This window comes from Microlunatus sagamiharensis, assembly GCF_900105785.1.
Taxonomy (GTDB): Bacteria; Actinomycetota; Actinomycetes; order Propionibacteriales; family Propionibacteriaceae; genus Microlunatus; species Microlunatus sagamiharensis.
On record NZ_LT629799.1, the window covers coordinates 705,539 to 724,735 of the forward strand.

Sequence of the window (19,197 nt, forward strand, 5' to 3'; positions counted from 1 at the left end):
ACGGTCGGCGTGCACGGTCGGTCTACGAGTCGTTCACGGGCGTGCGGCCCGGCGGCGGGTGCGGGACGGTCGAGCTGATCAGGGTGCCGACCCAGCGCCCGTCACGGGTGTGGTCGACCAGGAGCAGCTTGACGAACAGGGTCGCCGGGACCGCGAGGAGCGCACCCAGCGCCCCGAGCAGGAAGGCCCAGACGATCAAGGACAGGAAGGCGACCGTACCGGTCAGGCCGACCGCGTCGCCGGTGAACCGCGGTTGGACCAGCCCCTGGATGACGACGTTCAGCACGATGTAGACGACGAGGACGGCGACGGCCGAGCCGGGGCCGTTCTCGAGCAGCGCGATCAGGGTCGGGGGCACCAGCCCGAGCAGGAAGCCGACGTTCGGGATGTAGTTGGTGACGAAGGCCAGCAGCCCCCAGGTGAAGGCGAGCGGGACCCCGATGATCTCCAGACCGACGACGTCCAGGACCGCGACCGCCAGTCCGAAGATCGTCGTGACGACCCAGTACCGGCGCACGCTGGACGCGAAGTCGGTGAACGCGTCGGCGACCCGCGGACGGAACCCGCGCAGGGCGTCGAGGCGCTCGGCGAACCCGGAGCCGTCGACGACCACGAAGGCGACCGTGGCCAGCATCAGCGCGAGCAGCGACAACCCGCTCGTCAGGCCGTTCAGCACCTGCTGCGCGACCCCGGCGAAGTTCGACAGCTGGAGGGAGGAGACGGCGTTCTCCAGCATCGCCCGGCTCAGACCGAGCTCGGCGGCGCGGTCGAGCGCCGCGGTGAGGAGCTGGGCGAGCTGAGGACCGTAGTCGAGCAGCGCGGTGGTGAGCCGGACCAGGCACCAGACGACCGAGCCCAGCACCACGAGGAGGACGACGTAGACGGCGAGCAGCGCGACGACGGTCGCGGCGAGCGCGGGCACCCGGTGCTTCCGCATCCAGGTCCGCAGCGGGTGCACCGTGATCGCCAGGGTGAGGACGAGGAAGACCGGGCCCACGATGCTGGACGCGGTCTTGAGGCCGGCGGCGGCCACGACCAGCGCGGCGAGCACGACGAGACCGGAGAACGGTGGCGTCGACCGGTCGGCCGACGGTCGTGGGGCGGAGGTCGGGTGGCTGTCGTGCACGAGGCGTCCTTGGGATGGGGAGCGGGGGAGCGGCCGAGAACGGCCCGGACGGAACCGACGGGCTCGTGCACGCCGGGTGGTCCGGTGCGCACGAGCCCGCGGTGCCGAGAGGCCGCGCGCTGGTCAGCGAGCGGTGGTGCCCGTCTCGGCGGTGAGGTCCGCGCGGTCGACCTTGCGGTGGAAGCGCATGCCGGCGAGTCCACCGATCAGCGCCCCGACCAGGGCGGCGACGACGACGGCCACCGCGGTGATGACGCCCGCGAGGGTGAGCGTGCCCTCGTTGACCGGGATCCGCGGGACGCCGTTCAGGTTGGTCAGCACGTTGAGCCGCGAGCCGGCGATCAGCCCGAGGATCGCCACGACGACGGCCACGACGACGGCCCAGAGCCAGACGCCGAGCCCCTGCTTGAGCCCGTTGAACCGGGCCATCCGCCCGGCCACGTAGCCGCCGGCGAGGTAGGCCACCAGGACGACGACCAGCAGGGCGATGGCGCCCGCGAGGCCGATGGTCCCGGCGTTCTCGGTGGCCTGCTCGACCGTGCCGTCCTGCGCGAAGCCGAACACCGCGCCGGCCGCGCCGAGCAGGGCGGTCAGCAGCACCGCGGTGCCGGTGGCGGTCAGCCAGCCGAAGAAGCAGGCGCCGAACTTCATGCCGCCGAAGCGCTCCTTCTGGAGCCGGACGGTCTCGTCGGCCTCGGCGCGGCGGTCGGCGTGGGTGGTGACGACCGGTACCGTACGGCTCTGATGACCGGAGGTCTGGCCGGCCTCCGTGCGCTCGTCATCCGCGGGGTTGATGGCGGTGCTCATGGGTAGTCCTCGTTCTCGGGTGGGGGCTTGGCTGGTGCGCAGAGCGCGCGTCGAGCTAGGTGGCGTCGACGACGGGAGCGCCGCCGGCACTGCGGCGGCCTGGTGCGCAGGCGGGTCGTGCTCGTGAAGGTGCACGCGGTCGTGGGACACGGGTGTCCTCGGGTGTTCCCGGCCTCGAGCGGAGGTGCTCGACCGGGTGCGGCGTACGACGCGGCGACCCAGGTCCCAGGACGGCTGCTCAGGGCAGCACGGGGTGTTACCCGCCGTTCTGCACGGAAAACATCCGGCCGACCGTCCGCCCGAGCGGTCGGCGCGTGTCACAGGTCGATGGACGCCGAACCGCTCCCGGCCTGGCTGGTCGGGATCACGCTGAGCTTGCCGTTCGTCTCGAGGACGACGAGGGCCACGAGCTCGAGCCCGCCGTAGCCGGCGCTGCGGACGCTCTGGCGCAGGCTCTGCTCGGTGATCCGCTGCGCGAGCAGGGCGTCGAGGTCCGGCCGCCCGTCGCGGAGCAGGACCGAGGGTTCGGCGGTGACCGCGCGTCGAAGCGCGGACACGTGCACCGACGCCCAGGCCGCGACCAGCTGCAGCAGCGCGAGCAGACCCAGGGCCAGCGCCCCCTCGGCCAGGGAGACGCTGTTGCTCAGGACGACGGTGGCCAGCGTGGAGCCGAGCGCGACGGTGACGATGAAGTCGAAGGCGTTGAGCTGGGCCAGCGTCCGCTTGCCGGTGACCCGCAGGACGGCGATGAGCCACACGTACGCCAGCGGGGCGACGACCAGGACGCGCAGCAGGCCGGTCAGGTTGTCGTAGAACACCGGGGAAGGTCCGATCTGTCGAGATGGGGGGTGCGCTCCTCGACCAGGTCGACGGCGCCGGTGGTCGAGGCCCGGGAGGTCAGCGCGTCATCAGCACGTGGTCGATGACGTAGACGGTGGCGTTGGCCGTCTGGACGTTGCCGCAGACGACCCGCGCGTTGCCGTTCACCGTGAAGTCCTCACCGGACCCGGTCACGGTGATCGACGAGCCGCTCAGCGTCTTGTGCGTGCCGGCGAGGTCGGCGGGGGCGAGCCGGCCCTCGACCACGTGGGTCGTGAGGATCGTGGTCAGCTGCGACCGGTCGGCCAGGACCTTGGTCAGGGTGGTCTTGCCCAGGGCAGCGAACGCGTCGTCGTCGGGGGCGAACACGGTGACGTCCTCGGTGTTGTTCAGCGTGTCGACCAGGCCCGCCCGCTTCACCGCGACGACCAGCGTCGACAGCAGGGGGTTGTTGCCGGCGGCGGTCGCGACACCGTCGGTCGACGTCCCGTCGAAGGACCCCTTCCCCGACGTCGGGACCTTCGAGCACCCCGGGCCGAAGGTGGCGCCGGCCGCTCCTGCCGACCCGGCGGACGCGGTGGCCGAGCCCGGGGCCGTCGGCTCAGGCGTCGCGGCCTGCGAGGGAGCGGGAGTCATCGGCAGCGGCGGGTCCGACACCGGGGGCGCGGTGAGCGAGCTCGGGCCCGCCTGCGGGTCGCTCGGGTCCGAGGAGCCGCACGCGGCCAGGGGCAGGGAGAGCGAGCCGAGGACGGCGAGCAGGGCGAGGGTGCGGGTGGGGACGGGTGAGAGCACGGAGATCTCCTTGAGAGGAGCCCAGGAGGGCGAGGTCGATAGGTGCGTACCGCGAGCTCTGGGTGAACCCCGGGTGTCCGGGGGACCTCCGACGGGGGTCTGGTGCTGCCCAGGCCGGCGCGCCGCTCGGTCGTCGCCCACCTGGTCCGAGCCGGTCCGTGCCGCGCTCCGTGGTCGACGGCGCGATGTCGGGCGGGGTCCGGCAGACCTGGGTCGCCGCTCGGCGGATCCCGGTCCGTTGGTCACGGTAGCGCGGGCGTGCAGGGTCGTCCGGGGCCGCCGCGCACCGTCCGGCGCCGCCACCCGGCCGGGGACCTGCTAGTGATGGTGCGGTGACAGCATCGGAGCGGGACCTCCTCGTCGCCGGGGTGGACGTGGGCGGCACGAACATCGAGGTCGGCCTGGTGGACGACCGGCACGAGGTGCACGGGCGGGCGAAGGCGCCGACGCCGACGGGTGGTCCCGACGAGGTGCTGGACACGATCTCCCGCCTGATCGCCTCCCTGGACGCGGACCCGGTCGCCGTCGGCGTCGGCATCCCGGGCGTGGTGCACGAGGGCGCCGTGCTGACCGTGCCGAACCTGGCCGGCTGGCACGAGCGCTTCGACCTCGTCGCGTCCCTGCAGGAGCGGATCGACCTGCCGATCGCCCTCGGCAACGACGCGAACGTCGGGCTCCTCGGCGAGTGGCTCGCCGGGGCCGCCCGGGGTGCCCGCAACGTCCTCGGGCTGTGGATGGGGACCGGCGTCGGCGGCGGCCTGATCCTCGACGGGCGGCCCTTCAACGGCGCGCGTGGCGCGGCCGGGGAGATCGGGCACGTCGTCGTGCTCGCCGGTGGCGCCCTCTGCACGTGCGGCCGGCGGGGCTGCGCCGAGGCGTACGCGGGACGCCGGTCCATGCGGGGCGTGGCGTCCGCGATGGTCGACGCGGGCTGGACGACGTCGCTCTTCGACATCCGCGACGACGAGGACAAGTCCTCGCTCACCTCGAAGGTGTGGGCGAGGGCGCTCGACGAGGACGACGCGCTGGCCACCAAGCTCTTCGACACGGCCGTCGAGACCCTGGGGGTCGCGGTCGGGTCGGCGATCAACCTGCTCGACCTCGAGGTCGTGGTCGTGGGCGGCGGCCTGGCCGAGAAGCTCGGTTCCGACCTGGCCGACCGGATCGCGGCGGCGGCGGAGCCGTGGATGCTGCGCCCCTCGCCCGACCTCCGCTTCGTCGTGTCCGAGCTCGAGGACGACGCCGGGGTGGTCGGCGCCGCATCGTTGGCCCGGGCCGCGATCGTCACCGGCTGAGCCACCCTGGCCGGCCCGGCCGTGCCCTCCGCCTCAGGCGGCGCGTGCCCCGATCTGGCTGCGGAGCGCGATCACGCCGTCGCGGACGCGGCTCTTCACCGTCCCCACGGGGACGTCGAGCAGCGTCGCGGCCTCCTGCATGGTGTGGCCGTGAGGTAGGTCAGGGTCACGGCGTTGCGCTGCTTGTGCGGCAGCCGGTCGACGGCGCCGCGGATGCCCCTGGCCTCCTGCGCGTCCACGACGGCCTCGGCGACGTCGCCGGTGGTCTCGCCGGTTCGATGGAACTCCCTCTGGTCCCGCAGCACCGCGCTCGTCACCGAACGCACGCGGTCCACCGCACGGCGGTGGGTCAGCATCAGCAGCCAGCTGAGCACGGACGCCTTCGCCGGGTCGTACGTCAGCGCGTGCGCTGGAACGACTGGACGAGCCTGGTCGTCGCCAACCTGCTCGTCGGCATCAGCTACGGCTGGTGGCAGAGCAAGCACACCCGCCACCACGCCCGGCCCAACACCGAGGGCCACGACCCCGACCTCGACATTGCGGCCGTGGCCATGACCCCGGCCATGGCGACGCGGCACCGGCACCCGCTCCTGCGCCGGCTCGTCGCCCACCAGGGCCGGTACTTCTTCCCGCTGCTGCTGCTCGAGGGGCTGTCCCTCCACGTGGAAGGGGTCAAGCGCGTCACGTCGCGCGGACCCGTGCCGCGACGCCTCGTCGAGGCCGGGTTCCTCGCCCTGCGGCTGGGCGGCCTGCTGGCCCTCGTGCTGCTGATCCTGCCGCTCGGCAAGGCGGCCGCCGTCCTCGGCGTGGAGGTCGGGCTGTTCGGGCTCTACATGGGCTCGGCCTTCGCGCCCAACCACATCGGCATGCCGCTGGTGCCGCCCCGCCTCAAGCTCGACTTCCTCCGGCGCCAGGTCCTCACCAGCCGCAACGTCTCCGGCGGGTGGTGGCTGTCGGTCGCGATGGGCGGGCTGAACCACCAGGTCGAGCACCACCTCTTCCCGTCCATGGCCCGTCCGCACCTGCGTCGGCTGGCGCCGCTGGTCCGGCCCACTGCGCTGCCGAAGGCGTCCCGTACACGCAGACCGGCCTGCGGGCTGCGTACCGCGACGTCCTCGACCACCTCGACACCGTCGGGGTCAAGGGCACCGACCCGTTCCTGTGCCCGCTCGTCGCGCAACGACGGGCGCTCTGAGCGCGACAGCCGCCGACCGCCGGAGCGGCCCGGCTCGCCCGTACGCCGGTCCGGCCGTCGTCGTGCCGCGCAGCGACGGAGGGCGCGCGGGCTGCATCCGCGTGCCCGGGTGGGAGGAATACCCCGTGCGACGCGGCTCCTGCTGAGGGAGCCGCGTCCACGTCGACCACCACCGGTCCGCGGACCTCCGCCGGCCGACCGCCACGTCGCCCTCGAGGAGATCGCTCGTGCCCACCGTCCTGTTCGGGTCCATCAGCACCGTCGCCGACACGTCCGAGCTGCAGCGCGCCGCCTTCAACCAGGCGTTCGCCGACCACGGTCTCGACTGGCGGTGGGACCGCGACGAGTACGCCGCGCTGCTGACCGGCGCCGGGGGGCGCGACCGCATCGCCTCGTACGCGGCGGAGCGCGGCGTCGACGTCGACGCCGACGCCGTGCACGCGACGAAGTCGTCGCTCTTCCAGCGCTCGCTGGCCACCGCCGACCTGGCGGCGCGTCCCGGCGTGCTCGACACGGTTCGCGGGGCCAAGGGCGCCGGGCTCAAGGTCGGCTTCGTCACCTCCACCTCGGCCGAGAACGTCGCCGCGGTGCTCTCCGCCCTCGGTCCGGAGCTGGGTGCGGACGACTTCGACGTCATCACCGACTCCTCGACGGTGCCGGCCACCAAGCCCGACCCCGCGCCGTACCTGACGGCGCTGTCGGCGCTGGGGGAGAGCGCCGAGCAGTGCGTCGCGATCGAGGACAACGTCGACGGCGTCGCGGCCGCCCGGGCGGCGGGAGTGGCGTGCGTCGCCTTCCCGAACGACAACACCGCGGGCCACGACTTCTCCGCCGCGCAGAGCCGGGTCGACCACCTCGAGCTCGCCCAGCTGCGCTCGCTCATCCCCGCCTCCTGAGCCGGGCGCGTCCCGCCGCCCGGCGGCGGGACGCGCACCAGACCCGTCGAACCGTCCGCCCCGGCACCCGGCGGGCGCCCCCGCGCGGACCCCCGCGCACGCCCCAGGAGAACCATGATCATCACCCGGACCGAGCCGCTCGGCGCCCGCGTCGAGGACGTCGACCTCACCCGCCTCGGCGACGACGACGTGTCCGCGCTGACCGGGCTGCTGGCCGCGCAGGGCGTCGTCGTCTTCCCCGGCCAGCGGCTCGACGACGCCGAGTTCACCGCGTTCCTGCGGCGCTTCGGACGGCTGGTCTTCACGGTCGGGGAGACCCCGGTCCCGGACCACCCCGACCTCAACGTGATCAGCAACGTCGGGCGCACCACCGCACCGAGGAGCACGTTCCACGTCGACTCGAGCTACTTCGCCGCCCCGCCCGCGTACACGGCGCTGCGGACCGTCACGGTGCCCCGCGAGGGCGGGCAGACCGAGTTCAGCAACCAGTACCGCGCCCACGACACGCTCGAGGCCGGACTGCGCGAGCGGCTCGAGGGTCGCACCCTGACCCACGTGGTGACCGGGGTCGAGCTGTCCGACGACGACGAGTCCTCCGCGGTCCACCCGCTGCTGCGTCGCCACCCGGTCTCGGGGCGCACCTCGCTCTACCTCACCACCCCGGCGCGGTGCGCGAGCATCAGCGGGCTCGACGCGGAGCAGACGAAGGAGCTGGTCGAGCGCCTGTACGCGCACTCGACGCGCCCGGACAACCTCTACCGCCACGCCTGGGCCGAGGGCGACGTCGTGATGTGGGACAACGGGTGCGTGCTCCACCGGGCCGACCACTCCGGCGTCGTCGGGGACCGGGTCATGCACCGGGGCATGGCGACCGGCTACGCGACCGCCGACCCCGGTCTGCTCGTGTGACCACCTCCGCGCCGCCCCGGGTCGGGGCCGGCGTCCCCGACGCGCCCACCGGAGCCGACCGAGGCCGTCGGGCCGCTGCCGTCGGCAAGACCCTCGGTGCGCTCGGGCTGCTCCAGCTCGCGCTGCCGCTGAACGCGGCCGTCAGCGCCGTGGCCCTGGCGTACGCCGCCGTCGTGCCCCTGCGGCGCGCCGTGGCGACGACGCCGAGGACGATCATGGTCAGCGGCGGCAAGATGACCAAGTCGCTGCACCTGGCGCGCGCGTTCCACCAGGCCGGGCACCGGGTGGTCATGGTCGAGTCGGAGAAGTACCGCTGGACCGGCCACCGCTTCTCGAGGGCGGTCGCCGCGTTCCACACCGTGCCCGACTCCCGCTCACCGGCGTACGCGGAGGCGCTCGCCGAGGTCGTCCGCGCCGAGGGCGTCGACGTCTACGTCCCGGTCTGCAGCCCGGCGGCGAGCTACCACGACGCCGCGGCCAAGTCCGCGCTCGAGGGCCTCTGCGAGGTCGTCCACCTCGACGCCGAGGTGGTGGCGGCGCTCGACGACAAGCACATGTTCGCCGAGCTGGCCGCCTCGCTGGGCCTGCCCGTGCCCGACTCGGTCCTCGTCACCGATCCCGACGAGGTCGTCGGCGCGCTCGCGACGCGGGAGGGGCCGTACGTGCTGAAGAGCATCGCGTACGACCCCGTGCACCGGCTCGACCTCACGCCCCTGCCGCGGCCCACGGTCGAGGAGACGACCGCCTTCGCGCGCGCCCGGCCGATCACGCCCGACAACCCGTGGCTGCTGCAGCAGCTGGTGACCGGAGAGGAGTTCTGCGCCCACGCGACCGCCCGGCGCGGGGTCGTCCAGGTCTACGCCTGCTCGGCGTCGTCGGCCTTCCAGGTCAACTACGCCTCCGTCGACGAGCCGGCGATCGAGACGTGGGTGCGGACGTTCGTCGCGGCCCTGGGGCTCACCGGCCAGGTGTCGTTCGACGTGATCAAGACCGCGGACGGGCAGGTGCACGTGATCGAGTGCAACCCGCGGACCCACTCGGCGGTCACGATGCTCGACGACCCGGTGGCGCTGTCGCGCGCCTACCTCGAGGACGGTGTGCCGACGGTGCGGCCATGCGCGACGAGCAGGCCGACCTACTGGCTCTACCACGAGGCGTGGCGACTGCTGGCCGAGCCGGGCCGCCGGGCCCGGCTCCGGACGATCGCGGCCGGCACCGACGCGATCTTCGCCTGGTCCGACCCGTTGCCGTTCCTGCTGGAGCACCACCTGCAGGTCCCGCGGCTGCTGCTGGCGAACCTGCGCCGCGGCCGGGGCTGGATCCGCATCGACTTCAACATCGGCAAGCTGGTCGAGGCCGACGGTGACTGAGGTCGGTCCGGGCGTGGAGCGCCCGCTCCGGGTGCTCCACCTGGTCGGCTCGGCGGTCGACGACTTCCACGCCGACCTGTCGCGGCTCTACGCGGGCGACTGCCTCCGCTCGACCGCCGACCCGGCCCACCGGAGCGACCACGTCGCGTGGGTCGAGCCCGGCGGGACCTGGCGCTTCCCCGCCGACCTGTCCCGAGAGGCCCTCGCCGGCGCTCCCGTGCTGACGCTCGCGCAGGCGCTGGTCCGACTCGAGGAGCTGGCGCCCGACGTCGTGGTGCCGCAGATGTTCTGCCGGCCCGGCATGACCACCTACCGCGCGCTCGTCGAGCTGCTCGGGCTCCCGATGGTCGGCAACCCGGCCGAGGTGATGGCGCTGGCCACGGACAAGGCCCGCACGCGCGCGGTGGTCGCGGCCGCCGGCGTCGCGGTCCCCGACGGCGAGGTGCTCCGGCCGGGCGAGCGGCCGACCCTGCTGCCGCCGGTCGTGGTCAAGCCGGTCGACGCGGACAACTCCGACGGCGTGAGCCTGGTCCGGTCCGAGGCCGAGCTCGCGGGTGCGCTCGAGGCCGCCTTCCGCCTCGGGCGCGAGGTGCTCGTGGAGGCGTACGTGCCCCTGGGCCGCGAGGTCCGCTGCGGCGTGCTCGAGCGCGGGGAGGAGCTGGTCTGCCTCCCGCTCGAGGAGTACGCCGTCGACGAGGTGACCAAGCCCGTCCGGCTGGCCGACGACAAGCTGCGCCGGGATCCCGACGGCGAGCTGGCGCTGGTGGCGAAGTCCGTGACCCACGCCTGGATCGTCGACCCGGCCGACCCGGCCGACCCGGTCGTCGCGGGCGTCCACGCGGCCGCCCGTGCGGCGCACCGCGCGCTCGGCTGCCGCGACTACAGCCTCTTCGACTTCCGGATCGACCCGGACGGCGGCGTGTGGTTCCTCGAGGCGGGCCTCTACTGCTCGTTCGCCCGGCAGAGCGTCGTCCCGACGATGGCCGAGGCCGCGGGGATCGCGCTTCGGGACCTGTTCCGCGCCGCGCTCGCGGGCGCGGCGGGACGCGGTCGAGGGACCGTCCCCCCGGAATGGGGCGCCTCCGCACGGCGTTCCCCGGCCATGGGCACGTCCGACTTCGACCTCACCCTCCAGGCCCTCGGGGCCGCTCGCCGGAACGGTCCCGAGTCGGCCTACCGGACCGCGTACGACCTGCTCGCGCAGCGCTCGCCGGCCGAGGCCCTGGAGGTCATCGAGCCCGCTCTCGAGCAGGACCCGCGCAACACCGGCCTGCGGTCGCTGCGTGCCTGGGCGTTCATGATGCGCGCGCAGCTGCACAAGGCCGAGGCCGAGCTGCGGGGGCTGGTCGAGGACACGCCCGACGACCTGTGGTCGCGGCACGCGCTCGGGCGGGTGCTCGAGCGCCAGAGCCGGTTCCAGGAGGCCCTGCCGCACCTGCGGCTCGCGGCGGTGATGAGCGGGGACCTCGAGCGCGAGGTCGACGCGCTCCGGGTCGAGCGGCTGATCATGACGAGTCGCGAGAACGACTGACGCCCGCCGCCCCGGGCCCCGTCCCGCGCCGCCGGACGCGGTCGGGACGGGTCAGGTCGTCGCGGTGGCGAAGACGACGGTGTTGTCGACGTAGGACCCGACGGTGCGGTCGTACGGGCCGCCGCAGGTGATGAGCCGGAGCTCGGCGTCAGGGGTCGGCCCGAAGACCTCGTCGGTCGGGAAGCCGTCCTTCGGGGTGGTGACGACCCGGTCCGCGACGAAGGTCGTCGAGGTGCCGTCGGTCAGCTCGACGGTGATCCGGTCCCCCCGGCCCACCTTCCGGAGGTCGAAGAAGACCGCGGGTCCGGTGGTGGAGTCGACGTGGCCGGCGATCACCGCGGGGCCGGTCTCGCCCGGGACGGTCCCGTCGGCGTACCAGCCCGCCCGGTCGGGGTCCTTCGGGGCCTCGAGCACGCCGTGCCGGTCGGTGGTCAGCTTCTCGAGCTTCGTGGTGCGGACGCCGATCGAGTCGATCGTGACCCTCCGGACGGCGACCTCGGCCGTCTTGGGCAGAGGGGCAGGGCCGCGCCGAGCCGGGCTCGCCGCCTCCGTGGGAGTGGCGGGGGCGACGGTCGGCGTCGGCGCGGCGGCTGTGGTGTCGGGCGCGGTGTCGACCGGGCTGCCGGCCGAGGTGCCCTGCGGCGCGCAGCCGGTCAGCAGGGCCGCGGCCAGGAGCGCCGTCGCGGCCGCGGCCCTGAGGGTGCGCCCACGCACGGAGGGCCTCACCGGGCGAGCGGCGGGCAGCCGCCGAGGACGGGGTCGGTCAGCAGCATCCGGCCGAGCGCGTCCCACGCGCCGCCGTAGTAGGTGGGGACCTGCTGCTGCAGGTGGTCGGCCCGCACCAGCGCGGCGTCGGCGGACGCCTGGTCACCGGTGCTCGCCGCCACCGCGGCCTCCGCGGCCACGGCGACGACCGAGCTGTCGGCGGTCAGGGGCTGACCACCGAGGTCACGCGCGGCCGGGGAGCCGCCGAAGCGGCCGAGGGCGGGCGCGAGACGGGCGGCGAGGGCCTGGTCCTCCGCCGAGCACGACTCGGCGTAGCGCAGCGGGAGCCGGGTGGCGTCGTAGCCGTAGCGGACGCCGTCGTTGCCGCGCCCGGCAGCGCCGGGCATCGGGTCCACCCGGCCGTCGGCGTGGACCTGCGCCCAGTCCGGCGGGAGGTCGGTGGCGGCCAGGACACGGGTGGTCGCGGCGCGGCTGCCCTCCTCGAGCTCGGCCCAGCGCTGGTCGTCGGAGGCCTTGGCGAGCACGTCGTAGGCGGCGGGGGAGGCGTAGCTGGGGTTGTAGGCGTACGGCTCCGCGGTCGCCCAGGTGCCGGCCGTGAGGACGCGGCCCAGCTTCGTCTCGACCGTCTCGGCGTCGAGGATCGCGGTCCCCAGCGTGGTCCCGGCGTCGGTGAGGGACGGGTCGTCGAACCGGTCGCCGGCGACGACCAGGGCACGCGCGGCGTCCAGGTCGGCGTCGGAGGCGGACTCGGGGTCCACGACGGCCCCGTCCGCCCACCGCCAGCTCAGGGTGCCGTCGGGGCGCAGCAGGTTCGCCCGCGTCCACGACCACACGGAGGTGAAGGTGGTGCGGTCCCCGACGGCGGCGGCCACGAGCATCGCGTACGCCTGACCCTCGCTCACGGTGTCGCCGCCCTGGTCGCGGCGCACGACACGGCCGTCCGGGTCGACGTAGCCGGAGAGGAACGCCTGACCGGCCTCCTCGGCGGTCAGCTGCCGCAGCGTCGGGCTCGGGTCGGGGGTGCCGGGTGCCCCGGACGCGCCGGCGGCCGAGCTGCCGGGCTCCGGACCCGGTCGGGTGGAGACCAGGGCGAGGACGGCGGCGACCAGCACGGCGAGCACGCCGACGACCGCGACGCGGCGGACGACCGGGGCCCTCATCGGCGACCTCCGACGAAGCTGGTCGCGGTGCCGCCGCCCCCGGTGTCGACGCCGGTGCCCTTCTTGGGCGCCTTGGGCGAGGCCGAGGCGTCCTTGACGACCTTGGCGGTGACCTGCCCGCTGGGACCGTCGAGCAGCACGATCGTGTTGACGCTGCCCGGCTGCGCCGTGACCGTCGTGTCGACGGGCGCGGCCCCCGCGGGCGCGATCTGGACGTCCCAGACGCCCGCCTCGATGGTGGCGTAGCCCGTCGAGGAGCCGAAGGCGGCGTCCTGGGCGAGCACCGGCCCGCCGACGGCGGTGACGGTCGCGGTCGGTGCCGAGACGGCGGCCTGCAGCAGCCGGACCTTGGCCGAGCCGGCCTTCGGTGTGCGCAGGTCGTCGTCGAGGACGGTGCCGCGCAGGTTCGCGTTGTCGCCGACGGCGGCGACGGTGTAGGCGCGGCCGTCCGCGACGGTGACGGCCTGGGTGATCGACGGCGTGCTCTGCGCGGTCCCGCCGGCCGGGGTCATCGACGCCACGTAGCGGCCCGCCGGCACCTTCTGGTAGGCCGACACGTCGCCGTAGCCGACGTCGCTCAGCTTGAGCATGGACTCGCTGCCGCCGAACGAGGTGAGGGACACGTTCACCGACGGCGTGTCCGGGGAGAGGTGGGCCAGCCGGACCCAGCCGGCCCCGGACTCCTTGGCCGCGGCGGGCGCCGCGGAGGGGGCGAGGCCGACGAGGGCGAGCAGCAGGCCCAGGACCAGCAGCAGGGCGGTGCGGGAACGACGGGCGGTCGGGAGAAGGGTGGTCATGAGGTGCTCCTCGGTCGGAGGTGGGGTCGGGCGGGACATCGGTCGGGATCCGCTCGTCATGCCGGCGCGAGCAGACCGGTCGGGCCGTCGGTGGCGTAGGTGACGAGCAGGCCCTGGGACGTGGGCGTCGTCGACAGGGGCCGGAACGGCTCCGGCTGGCCGGCCCAGAAGGCCTGGAGCCGAGCGGTCTCGCTCGCGTCCGACGCCAGCGGGCGCCCGTCGACCGCGCTGATCAGGACCTGGCGTCGAGGCAGGTCGGGCAACGACTCCTCACCCGGCGCCGGGGGGACGTCGTCGACGGTCAGCGGGCCCGTCACGGCGGCCTGGGGCAGCGTGATGAGGATCCGGGCGTCCACCCGGCCGCCGGTGAACAGGTCGCGCACGGCGGGGCTCCTCAGGTCGAGGTCGGGGTTCGTCGCCAGCTCGGTCCCCGCCTCGACCCGTCCGGCCTGGTCGCGGGCGGCCTGCTCGCGGGTGGCGTCCGCGCCGGAGCGGTTGATGCGGTACACCTGCACGGCCTTGTCCCCGGTGCCGAAGGACGCGACCTCGGTCGCGTTGTCGAGCGCCTGGGCGACGGTCGGCGACCCGTCGGGGAACGTCCGCATCGAGTTGGTGCTGACGACGTAGTCGTAGTCGCGCCAGCCGTTGGGCGCCAGCGCCTGGACGGCGGGGTCGGTGTCGACCTTGTAGTACCAGACGACGTTGTCGCGCGGACGTCCGTCGCGCACGAGGTCGACCCACATCGAGTCGTCCACCACGACGCGATAGCTGCGGTCCACGTTGGCCGAGACCCAGGCCTCGGCCTGGACCATCGGCTGGTCCAGGTCGGCCAGCAGCAGCCCGCGGAGCTGCACGGCCCAGAGCGGGGCCGCGAACGACACGGCGACCAGGCTCAGCAGCACCACCACGGCCCGGACGAGACGACGGAGCGCGACGGAGGTCGCGCCGCCGGCCCGCCGCCACCAGATCTCGACGGCTGCCGGGACCAGCAGGGCGGCGAACGGCAGCATGCCGATCACGTACGGGATGGGCAGGTAGCCCGGCCGCAGCATGAAGACGAACAGGAAGAGGAAGGCGCCCGCGACGGGCCACCAGCGCCGCGAACGCAGGGCGAGGAGGGCGGCCAGCGGCGCGGCGACCGCGATCACCGGGTCGAGCTGCAGCCACTGACCGGTGGTCACCCTGGCCTGGCTGGCCGCGTCGAAGAGGCTGCCGCTGGCGGTCCGGCCGGCCAGCTGGAAGCCGATCCCCGACAGCAGGCTGACCCGGCCGGCGCCGGGCACGAGCTCGCCCTTCAGCACCGACAGCAGCACGTAGGTCAGCCCGAGCAGGACGACGATCGCGCCGGCCACCGAGACGGTGTAGCGCCGGGTGCCCCGGTAGGCGGAGCGCCACGTCTGCCAGGCGAGGAACGGCAGGAACAGCGCGTACGTCTCCTTGGAGAGCACCGCCACCGCGAAGCACACGGCGGCGCCCGCGAAGGCGGCTAGCTGGCGCCGCGGCGCGAGCACCAGCACGAAGGCGGCCAGCAGCCAGGGCGTGGCGACGTTGTCGAGGAACACGGTCCGGTGGAACTGCACCGCGAGGGGCGACAGCCCGAAGATCGCCACGGCGGCCGCGACGGCGGGGCGCGACATCCCCAGACGACGGCCGAGCATCCACAGCAGGGCGGCGCTCGCGAGGGAGCAGACCACCATGAACTCGCGCCCGGCCATGACCGCGCTCGTGTAGCGCTCGAAGCCGCCGGTCAGCGTCGTCCAGCCGGCGATCTGGATCCAGCCCAGCGGCGGGTGGTCGTACCAGTAGGTGTAGTGCGTCAGCGAGCCGAGCTCCTGGATCGCGTACGCCTGCGCGACGTAGGTGCCCTCGTCGTCGATCCGCTGCGGCGAGCCGGTCATGTTGACCAGCTGCACCACGGCTGACAGCACGAGCAGCGGGCTGAACCAGGCGAGCGAGGTGCGCCGGTCGCGCAGGAGGGCGAGCAGCCGTGCCCTCCTCGTCTCCGGACGCGGCGGGCCCGGGGCCTGCGCGGGCTCCTCCGCCGTCGGCAGCCGGTCGAGGTCGCCGGGGAAGGAGAGGGTCTGGTGGTCGAGGGTCTGGGTCATCGGGAACCTCCCGCGCCCGCACCGGTGAGGACCGGCTGGGCGGTGCCTGGTGCGGACGGGCTCTGGACGGCGGGGCGGTGGGCCCCGGTGTGCTCGGTCTTCTCCCAGGCGTTGATGCCGCGGACCTCCCGCACCACCGACCGGACGGCCGCCGCGGCGAGGAACACCTGGTAGGGGAAGGTGCCGAGCAGCAGCCGGACGTAGTCGCGGGGACGGACCTTGACCCCGTAGACGCGGCGGAAGTCGCCGAGCCCGGCGGTCTCGACGACCAGGGTGATCAGCGTCGGCACGATCGGCAGGAAGGTCAGCAGCGCGATCCCCGTCGGCACCTTCGCGAACAGGATCAGCAGCAGCGACACGGGGATCATCGCGCCCGTGAAGGCCTGCAGGAAGGGCATCGACAGCAGGTAGCGCGCCATCAGCCGCTGGCGCCAGGTCGGCAGCTGACGCCACTCGCCCTTGCGCAGCACCTGCAGGAAGCCCTGGTTCCAGCGGGTGCGCTGCTTGTACAGGCTCGTCAGCGTGGGCGGCGTCTCCTCGCGGGTGACGACGTCGGGGTCGTACGCGACGACGACCTTCTTGCCGCGCGTCGACAGCCGGACCCCCAGCTCGCAGTCCTCGGCCAGGCACTCGGGGTCCCAGCCGTCGACCTCGCGCAGCACCTCGGCGCGGGCGAAGACCGTGTTGCCGCCGAGCGGGATGAACCGGGCGCCGGCGTGGAAGTGCAGGCGGCTGCGGAACCAGAAGTAGTACTCCAGGCAGTTGCGCAGCGACCACCACGACGACTCGATGTTCATCAGCTGCACCCCGCCCTGGACGACGTCGGCACCGGTGTCGTGGAAGCGCGCGTCGACCAGCCGCAGCAGCTCGGGGTGGACCTCGTCCTCGGCGTCGAAGACCCCGACGACGTCGCCCCGGCACTCGGGAAGGGCGGTGTTCATGCCCTTGGGCTTGTTCTTGGGGACGCTGTGGTCCATGACCACGCGGACGATCTCGGGGTGCCGCGCGGCCGCGGCCCGGGCCACGGCCTCGGTGCCGGGGTCGTCGTGACCGATGATCGCGATCACCTCGTAGTCGGGGTGGTCCAGCTGCGCCAGCTTGTCGAGCGTGTCCCCGAGCACCTCCTCCTCGTGGCGCGCGGGCACGAGGAGCGAGAAGGACAGGCTCGGCTCCCGGCCGGACCGGACGAAGCCGGTGGCCTCCAGGTGCGAGGGGCTGCGCCAGGCGTGCAGCATCCAGGCGAGGGTCGTGAAGGCGACGCCGGCGAGGGCGAGCGACACGACGGACAGCGCGAGGAAGCCCGCCACCTGGCCGCCGCTGACGTCGTCGAGCAGACCCGGCACGGCGGCCGGCTCGGTCGCCGGACCCCGGTTGGGCGCGCTGGTCTCGCTCGGGGCCGGACCGGCCGGGAACAGCTGGGACGCGCTGGGCGCGGGCTCCGGCGTCGGCGCGGCCGAGGCCGGGGAGACCGGCAGGAAGAGGCTGCAGAGGAGCACCAGCGCGGTGGCCGCGAGGCCGAGGACGGCTCTGCTGGTGCGTGGAGCCCGGGCTGCTGCGGCCGGGCTGATGGACTGAGGCGACTGAGCGCCAGGTGTGCGGATGAGCACGGGACTTCCCCCCGGAAGTGGCGTTCGTGTACCGAGAGATACGGGTCCGGACGGAGCAGGGCTTGGTCCGGGAGCGTGTGACAACGGTTACCCGCCACGCGTCTTGCCCTCCGCGCGGCCTGGTGGCACGCGTGCGCGCGGTGCGCCGCACCCCGACGGCCGAGCACCGTCGCGGCACCAGGCCCGCCCTGGCGGCCCGGCGCGACGAACCCCGCAGGGACCCAAACCCTCCGCGAGGTCGGTCCGAAGCCCGGGTGCAGGACGGCCTCGGGGGTCGCCGCTCGTGCGGGTTCACGGGCGCTCTCTCCGGTGCCGCCGGACGTACAGGGGGAGCCGTCCCGATGTCGGCCGAACAGACCCTGTGGGCCCGGACCAACGACAGACGAGGAGTCTGCGATGTTCGGACGCAAGACCGTGGTTGACATGATCAACCGCAGCGCCGAGAACGAGAACGACCGGCGCAACTTCCTCAAGAAGGCCGGCCTGACCGGCATGGGCGTCGTCGGCGGGGCCGCGCTGATGGGCTCCAACGCCACGACCGCCATGGCCGACGACCCGATCAGCGACGGGGCCATCCTCAACTTCGCCCTGCAGCTGGAGTACCTCGAGGCCGAGTTCTACTCCTACGCCGTCAACGGCACCGGCATCTCGTCGTCGTTGACCGACGGCAGCGGAAGCATCGGCCGGGTCACCGGCGGGGCGAAGGTGCCGTTCAAGACCAAGGCCATCCAGCAGTACGCCGCCGAGATCGCCGGCGACGAGCTCGCCCACGTGAAGTTCCTCCGCACCGCCCTCGGCGGCGCGAAGACGGCCCGACCGAACATCGACCTCAAGAGCAGCTTCACCAAGGCCGCCCAGGCGGCCGGGCTGATCGGGGCCGGGCAGAGCTTCAACCCCTTCGCCGACGAGGACAGCTTCCTGCTCGGCGCCTTCATCTTCGAGGACGTCGGCGTGACCGCGTACAAGGGCGCGGCCCCGCTGATCAGCAACAAGACCTACCTCGACGCGGCCGCCGGGATCCTCTCGGTCGAGGCGTACCACGCCGGGATCGTGCGGACCTCGCTCTTCACCAAGGGGCTGGGCGCGGCCGCGAACAAGATCTCGAACGCCCGTGACTCCCTCGACGGCAAGACCGACGACGACCAGGGCATCCTGACGTCGTCGGGCACCGCCAACCTCGTGCCGACCGACAGCAACGCCCTGGTCTACGGTCGCACCCCCGGGCAGGTGCTGAACATCGTCTACCTCAACCCGGGGCAGGTCAGCGAGGGTGGCTTCTTCCCCAACAGCGTCAACGGCACCATCCGCGTCAGCACCAGGAACAGCTGACCCCGAGCCCGAGCCGCACGAAGCGAAGGAGGTGCACGGCGCGCTCGGCGCCGTGCACCTCGCTCCCGCGGACGTGCTCCGTCAGGCGGCCTGCGCGCCGAGGTGGTCGCGCAGCGCGGCGACGCCGTCCCGGGTGCGCGTCTTCACGGTCCCCTCGGGGATCCCCAGGATCCCGGCGGCCTCCCGCACCGTGTAGCCCTGCAGGTAGGTCAGGGTGACCGCGGTGCGCTGCTTCTCCGACAGCCCCCGCACCGCGATCCGGAGCCGGCTCGCCTCGTGCCGGGCGACGCCGAGGTCGGCGACGTCGGGGGTGCTGGTGTCGCTGCGGTGGAAGTCGCGCTGGTCCCGCAGCCTCGCGCTGGTCTCCGTGCGCACCCGGTCCACCGCCCTGCGGTGGGTCAGCATGACCAGCCAGCCCAGCACCGGGCCACGCTCGAGGTCGAAGTCCCGCGCGCGCTGCCAGGCGTGGACGTACACCTCCTGCACCACCTCGGCCGCGTGCTCCGGGGACCGGGTGGTGCGTAGGGCGGTCGCGTGCACCACGGCGACGCTGTGGTCGTACAGGTCGCGGAAGGCGTCGTGGTCCCCGTCCTGCACCCGGGCCATCAGGGGCGCCAGCCCGGTGCCTCGCGGGTCGGGCCGGTGCGGCGTGGGAGGGCGGGATGATCGCGACGAGGCGGTCATGGGAAGCCGATCTGTCAGACGAGCCGGTCCGGCCCCCGAGCCGACCCGA

At 73.8% G+C, this 19,197-nt stretch carries 16 protein-coding genes and 1 pseudogene; 7 read left to right on the top strand and 10 right to left on the bottom strand.

Annotated features, from left to right (window positions below):
* Window positions 1-22: 22 nt before the first annotated feature.
* From BLU42_RS03250 to BLU42_RS03265, 4 genes are all read right to left on the bottom strand, one after another.
* Window positions 23-1,126, bottom strand: coding sequence for an AI-2E family transporter (locus BLU42_RS03250; protein WP_091073237.1), 1,104 nt, complete (start codon window positions 1,124-1,126; stop codon window positions 23-25).
* 123 nt (window positions 1,127-1,249) lie between these two features.
* Complete coding sequence (locus BLU42_RS03255) at window positions 1,250-1,933, bottom strand: hypothetical protein (protein WP_091073238.1); 684 nt, start codon at window positions 1,931-1,933, stop codon at window positions 1,250-1,252.
* Window positions 1,934-2,250: 317 nt separating this feature from the next.
* The gene (locus tag BLU42_RS03260; protein WP_091073239.1) at window positions 2,251-2,751 is read right to left on the bottom strand and encodes a DUF421 domain-containing protein; all 501 of its coding nucleotides are present in this window, start codon (window positions 2,749-2,751) and stop codon (window positions 2,251-2,253) included.
* Window positions 2,752-2,830: 79 nt separating this feature from the next.
* Window positions 2,831-3,544, bottom strand: a complete 714-nt coding sequence (locus BLU42_RS03265) for a fasciclin domain-containing protein (protein WP_197680596.1) — start codon at window positions 3,542-3,544, stop codon at window positions 2,831-2,833.
* A 332-nt stretch (window positions 3,545-3,876) separates the two neighbouring features.
* Between BLU42_RS03265 and BLU42_RS03270 the strand changes: the two genes are divergently transcribed.
* From BLU42_RS03270 to BLU42_RS21000, 6 genes and pseudogenes are all read left to right on the top strand, one after another.
* Window positions 3,877-4,839, top strand: a complete 963-nt coding sequence (locus tag BLU42_RS03270) for an ROK family protein (protein WP_091073240.1) — start codon at window positions 3,877-3,879, stop codon at window positions 4,837-4,839.
* 278 nt (window positions 4,840-5,117) lie between these two features.
* Window positions 5,118-5,840: pseudogene (locus tag BLU42_RS21675) on the top strand (fatty acid desaturase); the annotation flags it as partial.
* Between the two features lie 421 nt (window positions 5,841-6,261).
* A complete protein-coding gene (locus BLU42_RS03280) occupies window positions 6,262-6,930 on the top strand; it encodes an HAD family hydrolase (RefSeq protein ID WP_091073241.1) in 669 nt (222 codons plus the stop codon).
* 114 nt (window positions 6,931-7,044) lie between these two features.
* Complete coding sequence (locus BLU42_RS03285; protein ID WP_091073242.1) at window positions 7,045-7,839, top strand: TauD/TfdA dioxygenase family protein; 795 nt, start codon at window positions 7,045-7,047, stop codon at window positions 7,837-7,839.
* Complete coding sequence (locus tag BLU42_RS03290; protein ID WP_197680856.1) at window positions 7,836-9,209, top strand: ATP-grasp domain-containing protein; 1,374 nt, start codon at window positions 7,836-7,838, stop codon at window positions 9,207-9,209. The genes BLU42_RS03285 and BLU42_RS03290 overlap by 4 nt, the downstream gene beginning before the upstream one ends.
* The gene (locus BLU42_RS21000; RefSeq protein ID WP_197680597.1) at window positions 9,202-10,740 is read left to right on the top strand and encodes a tetratricopeptide repeat protein; all 1,539 of its coding nucleotides are present in this window, start codon (window positions 9,202-9,204) and stop codon (window positions 10,738-10,740) included. Before BLU42_RS03290 ends, BLU42_RS21000 begins: the two co-directional genes overlap by 8 nt.
* A 51-nt stretch (window positions 10,741-10,791) precedes the next feature.
* Here the strand turns inward: BLU42_RS21000 and BLU42_RS03305 are convergent, their stop codons facing one another.
* From BLU42_RS03305 to BLU42_RS03325, 5 genes are read right to left on the bottom strand one after another with little or no spacing between them, the layout of a single operon-like run.
* Window positions 10,792-11,454, bottom strand: coding sequence for a class F sortase (locus tag BLU42_RS03305; protein ID WP_157719746.1), 663 nt, complete (start codon window positions 11,452-11,454; stop codon window positions 10,792-10,794).
* A gap of 8 nt (window positions 11,455-11,462) precedes the next feature.
* Window positions 11,463-12,626, bottom strand: a complete 1,164-nt coding sequence (locus BLU42_RS03310; protein WP_091073244.1) for a glycosyl hydrolase family 8 — start codon at window positions 12,624-12,626, stop codon at window positions 11,463-11,465.
* Window positions 12,623-13,423: a DUF4397 domain-containing protein gene (locus tag BLU42_RS03315; protein ID WP_157719747.1), complete on the bottom strand. Its 801-nt coding sequence runs from the start codon at window positions 13,421-13,423 to the stop codon at window positions 12,623-12,625. The genes BLU42_RS03310 and BLU42_RS03315 overlap by 4 nt, the downstream gene beginning before the upstream one ends.
* 56 nt (window positions 13,424-13,479) lie before the next feature.
* Window positions 13,480-15,528 (bottom strand): ArnT family glycosyltransferase, encoded by a 2,049-nt coding sequence (locus BLU42_RS03320; RefSeq protein ID WP_091073246.1) that lies wholly within the window; start codon window positions 15,526-15,528, stop codon window positions 13,480-13,482.
* Window positions 15,525-17,024: a glycosyltransferase gene (locus tag BLU42_RS03325; protein ID WP_197680598.1), complete on the bottom strand. Its 1,500-nt coding sequence runs from the start codon at window positions 17,022-17,024 to the stop codon at window positions 15,525-15,527. Before BLU42_RS03325 ends, BLU42_RS03320 begins: the two co-directional genes overlap by 4 nt.
* A 507-nt stretch (window positions 17,025-17,531) precedes the next feature.
* Between BLU42_RS03325 and BLU42_RS03330 the strand changes: the two genes are divergently transcribed.
* Window positions 17,532-18,464, top strand: coding sequence for a ferritin-like domain-containing protein (locus BLU42_RS03330; RefSeq protein WP_091073247.1), 933 nt, complete (start codon window positions 17,532-17,534; stop codon window positions 18,462-18,464).
* A gap of 81 nt (window positions 18,465-18,545) precedes the next feature.
* Here the strand turns inward: BLU42_RS03330 and BLU42_RS03335 are convergent, their stop codons facing one another.
* Window positions 18,546-19,070, bottom strand: a complete 525-nt coding sequence (locus BLU42_RS03335) for a sigma-70 family RNA polymerase sigma factor (protein ID WP_157719748.1) — start codon at window positions 19,068-19,070, stop codon at window positions 18,546-18,548.
* Between the last annotated feature and the right edge of the window lie 127 nt (window positions 19,071-19,197).

Coding starts and splice junctions, on each gene's coding strand:
- BLU42_RS03330 (WP_091073247.1), top strand. CDS start 17,532: ATGTTCGGACGCAAGACCGTGGTTGACATGATCAACCGCAGCGCCGAG.
- BLU42_RS03255 (WP_091073238.1), bottom strand. CDS start 1,933: ATGAGCACCGCCATCAACCCCGCGGATGACGAGCGCACGGAGGCCGGC.
- BLU42_RS03315 (WP_157719747.1), bottom strand. CDS start 13,423: ATGACCACCCTTCTCCCGACCGCCCGTCGTTCCCGCACCGCCCTGCTG.
- BLU42_RS03285 (WP_091073242.1), top strand. CDS start 7,045: ATGATCATCACCCGGACCGAGCCGCTCGGCGCCCGCGTCGAGGACGTC.
- BLU42_RS03310 (WP_091073244.1), bottom strand. CDS start 12,626: ATGAGGGCCCCGGTCGTCCGCCGCGTCGCGGTCGTCGGCGTGCTCGCC.
- BLU42_RS03320 (WP_091073246.1), bottom strand. CDS start 15,528: ATGACCCAGACCCTCGACCACCAGACCCTCTCCTTCCCCGGCGACCTC.
- BLU42_RS03335 (WP_157719748.1), bottom strand. CDS start 19,070: ATGGCCCGGGTGCAGGACGGGGACCACGACGCCTTCCGCGACCTGTAC.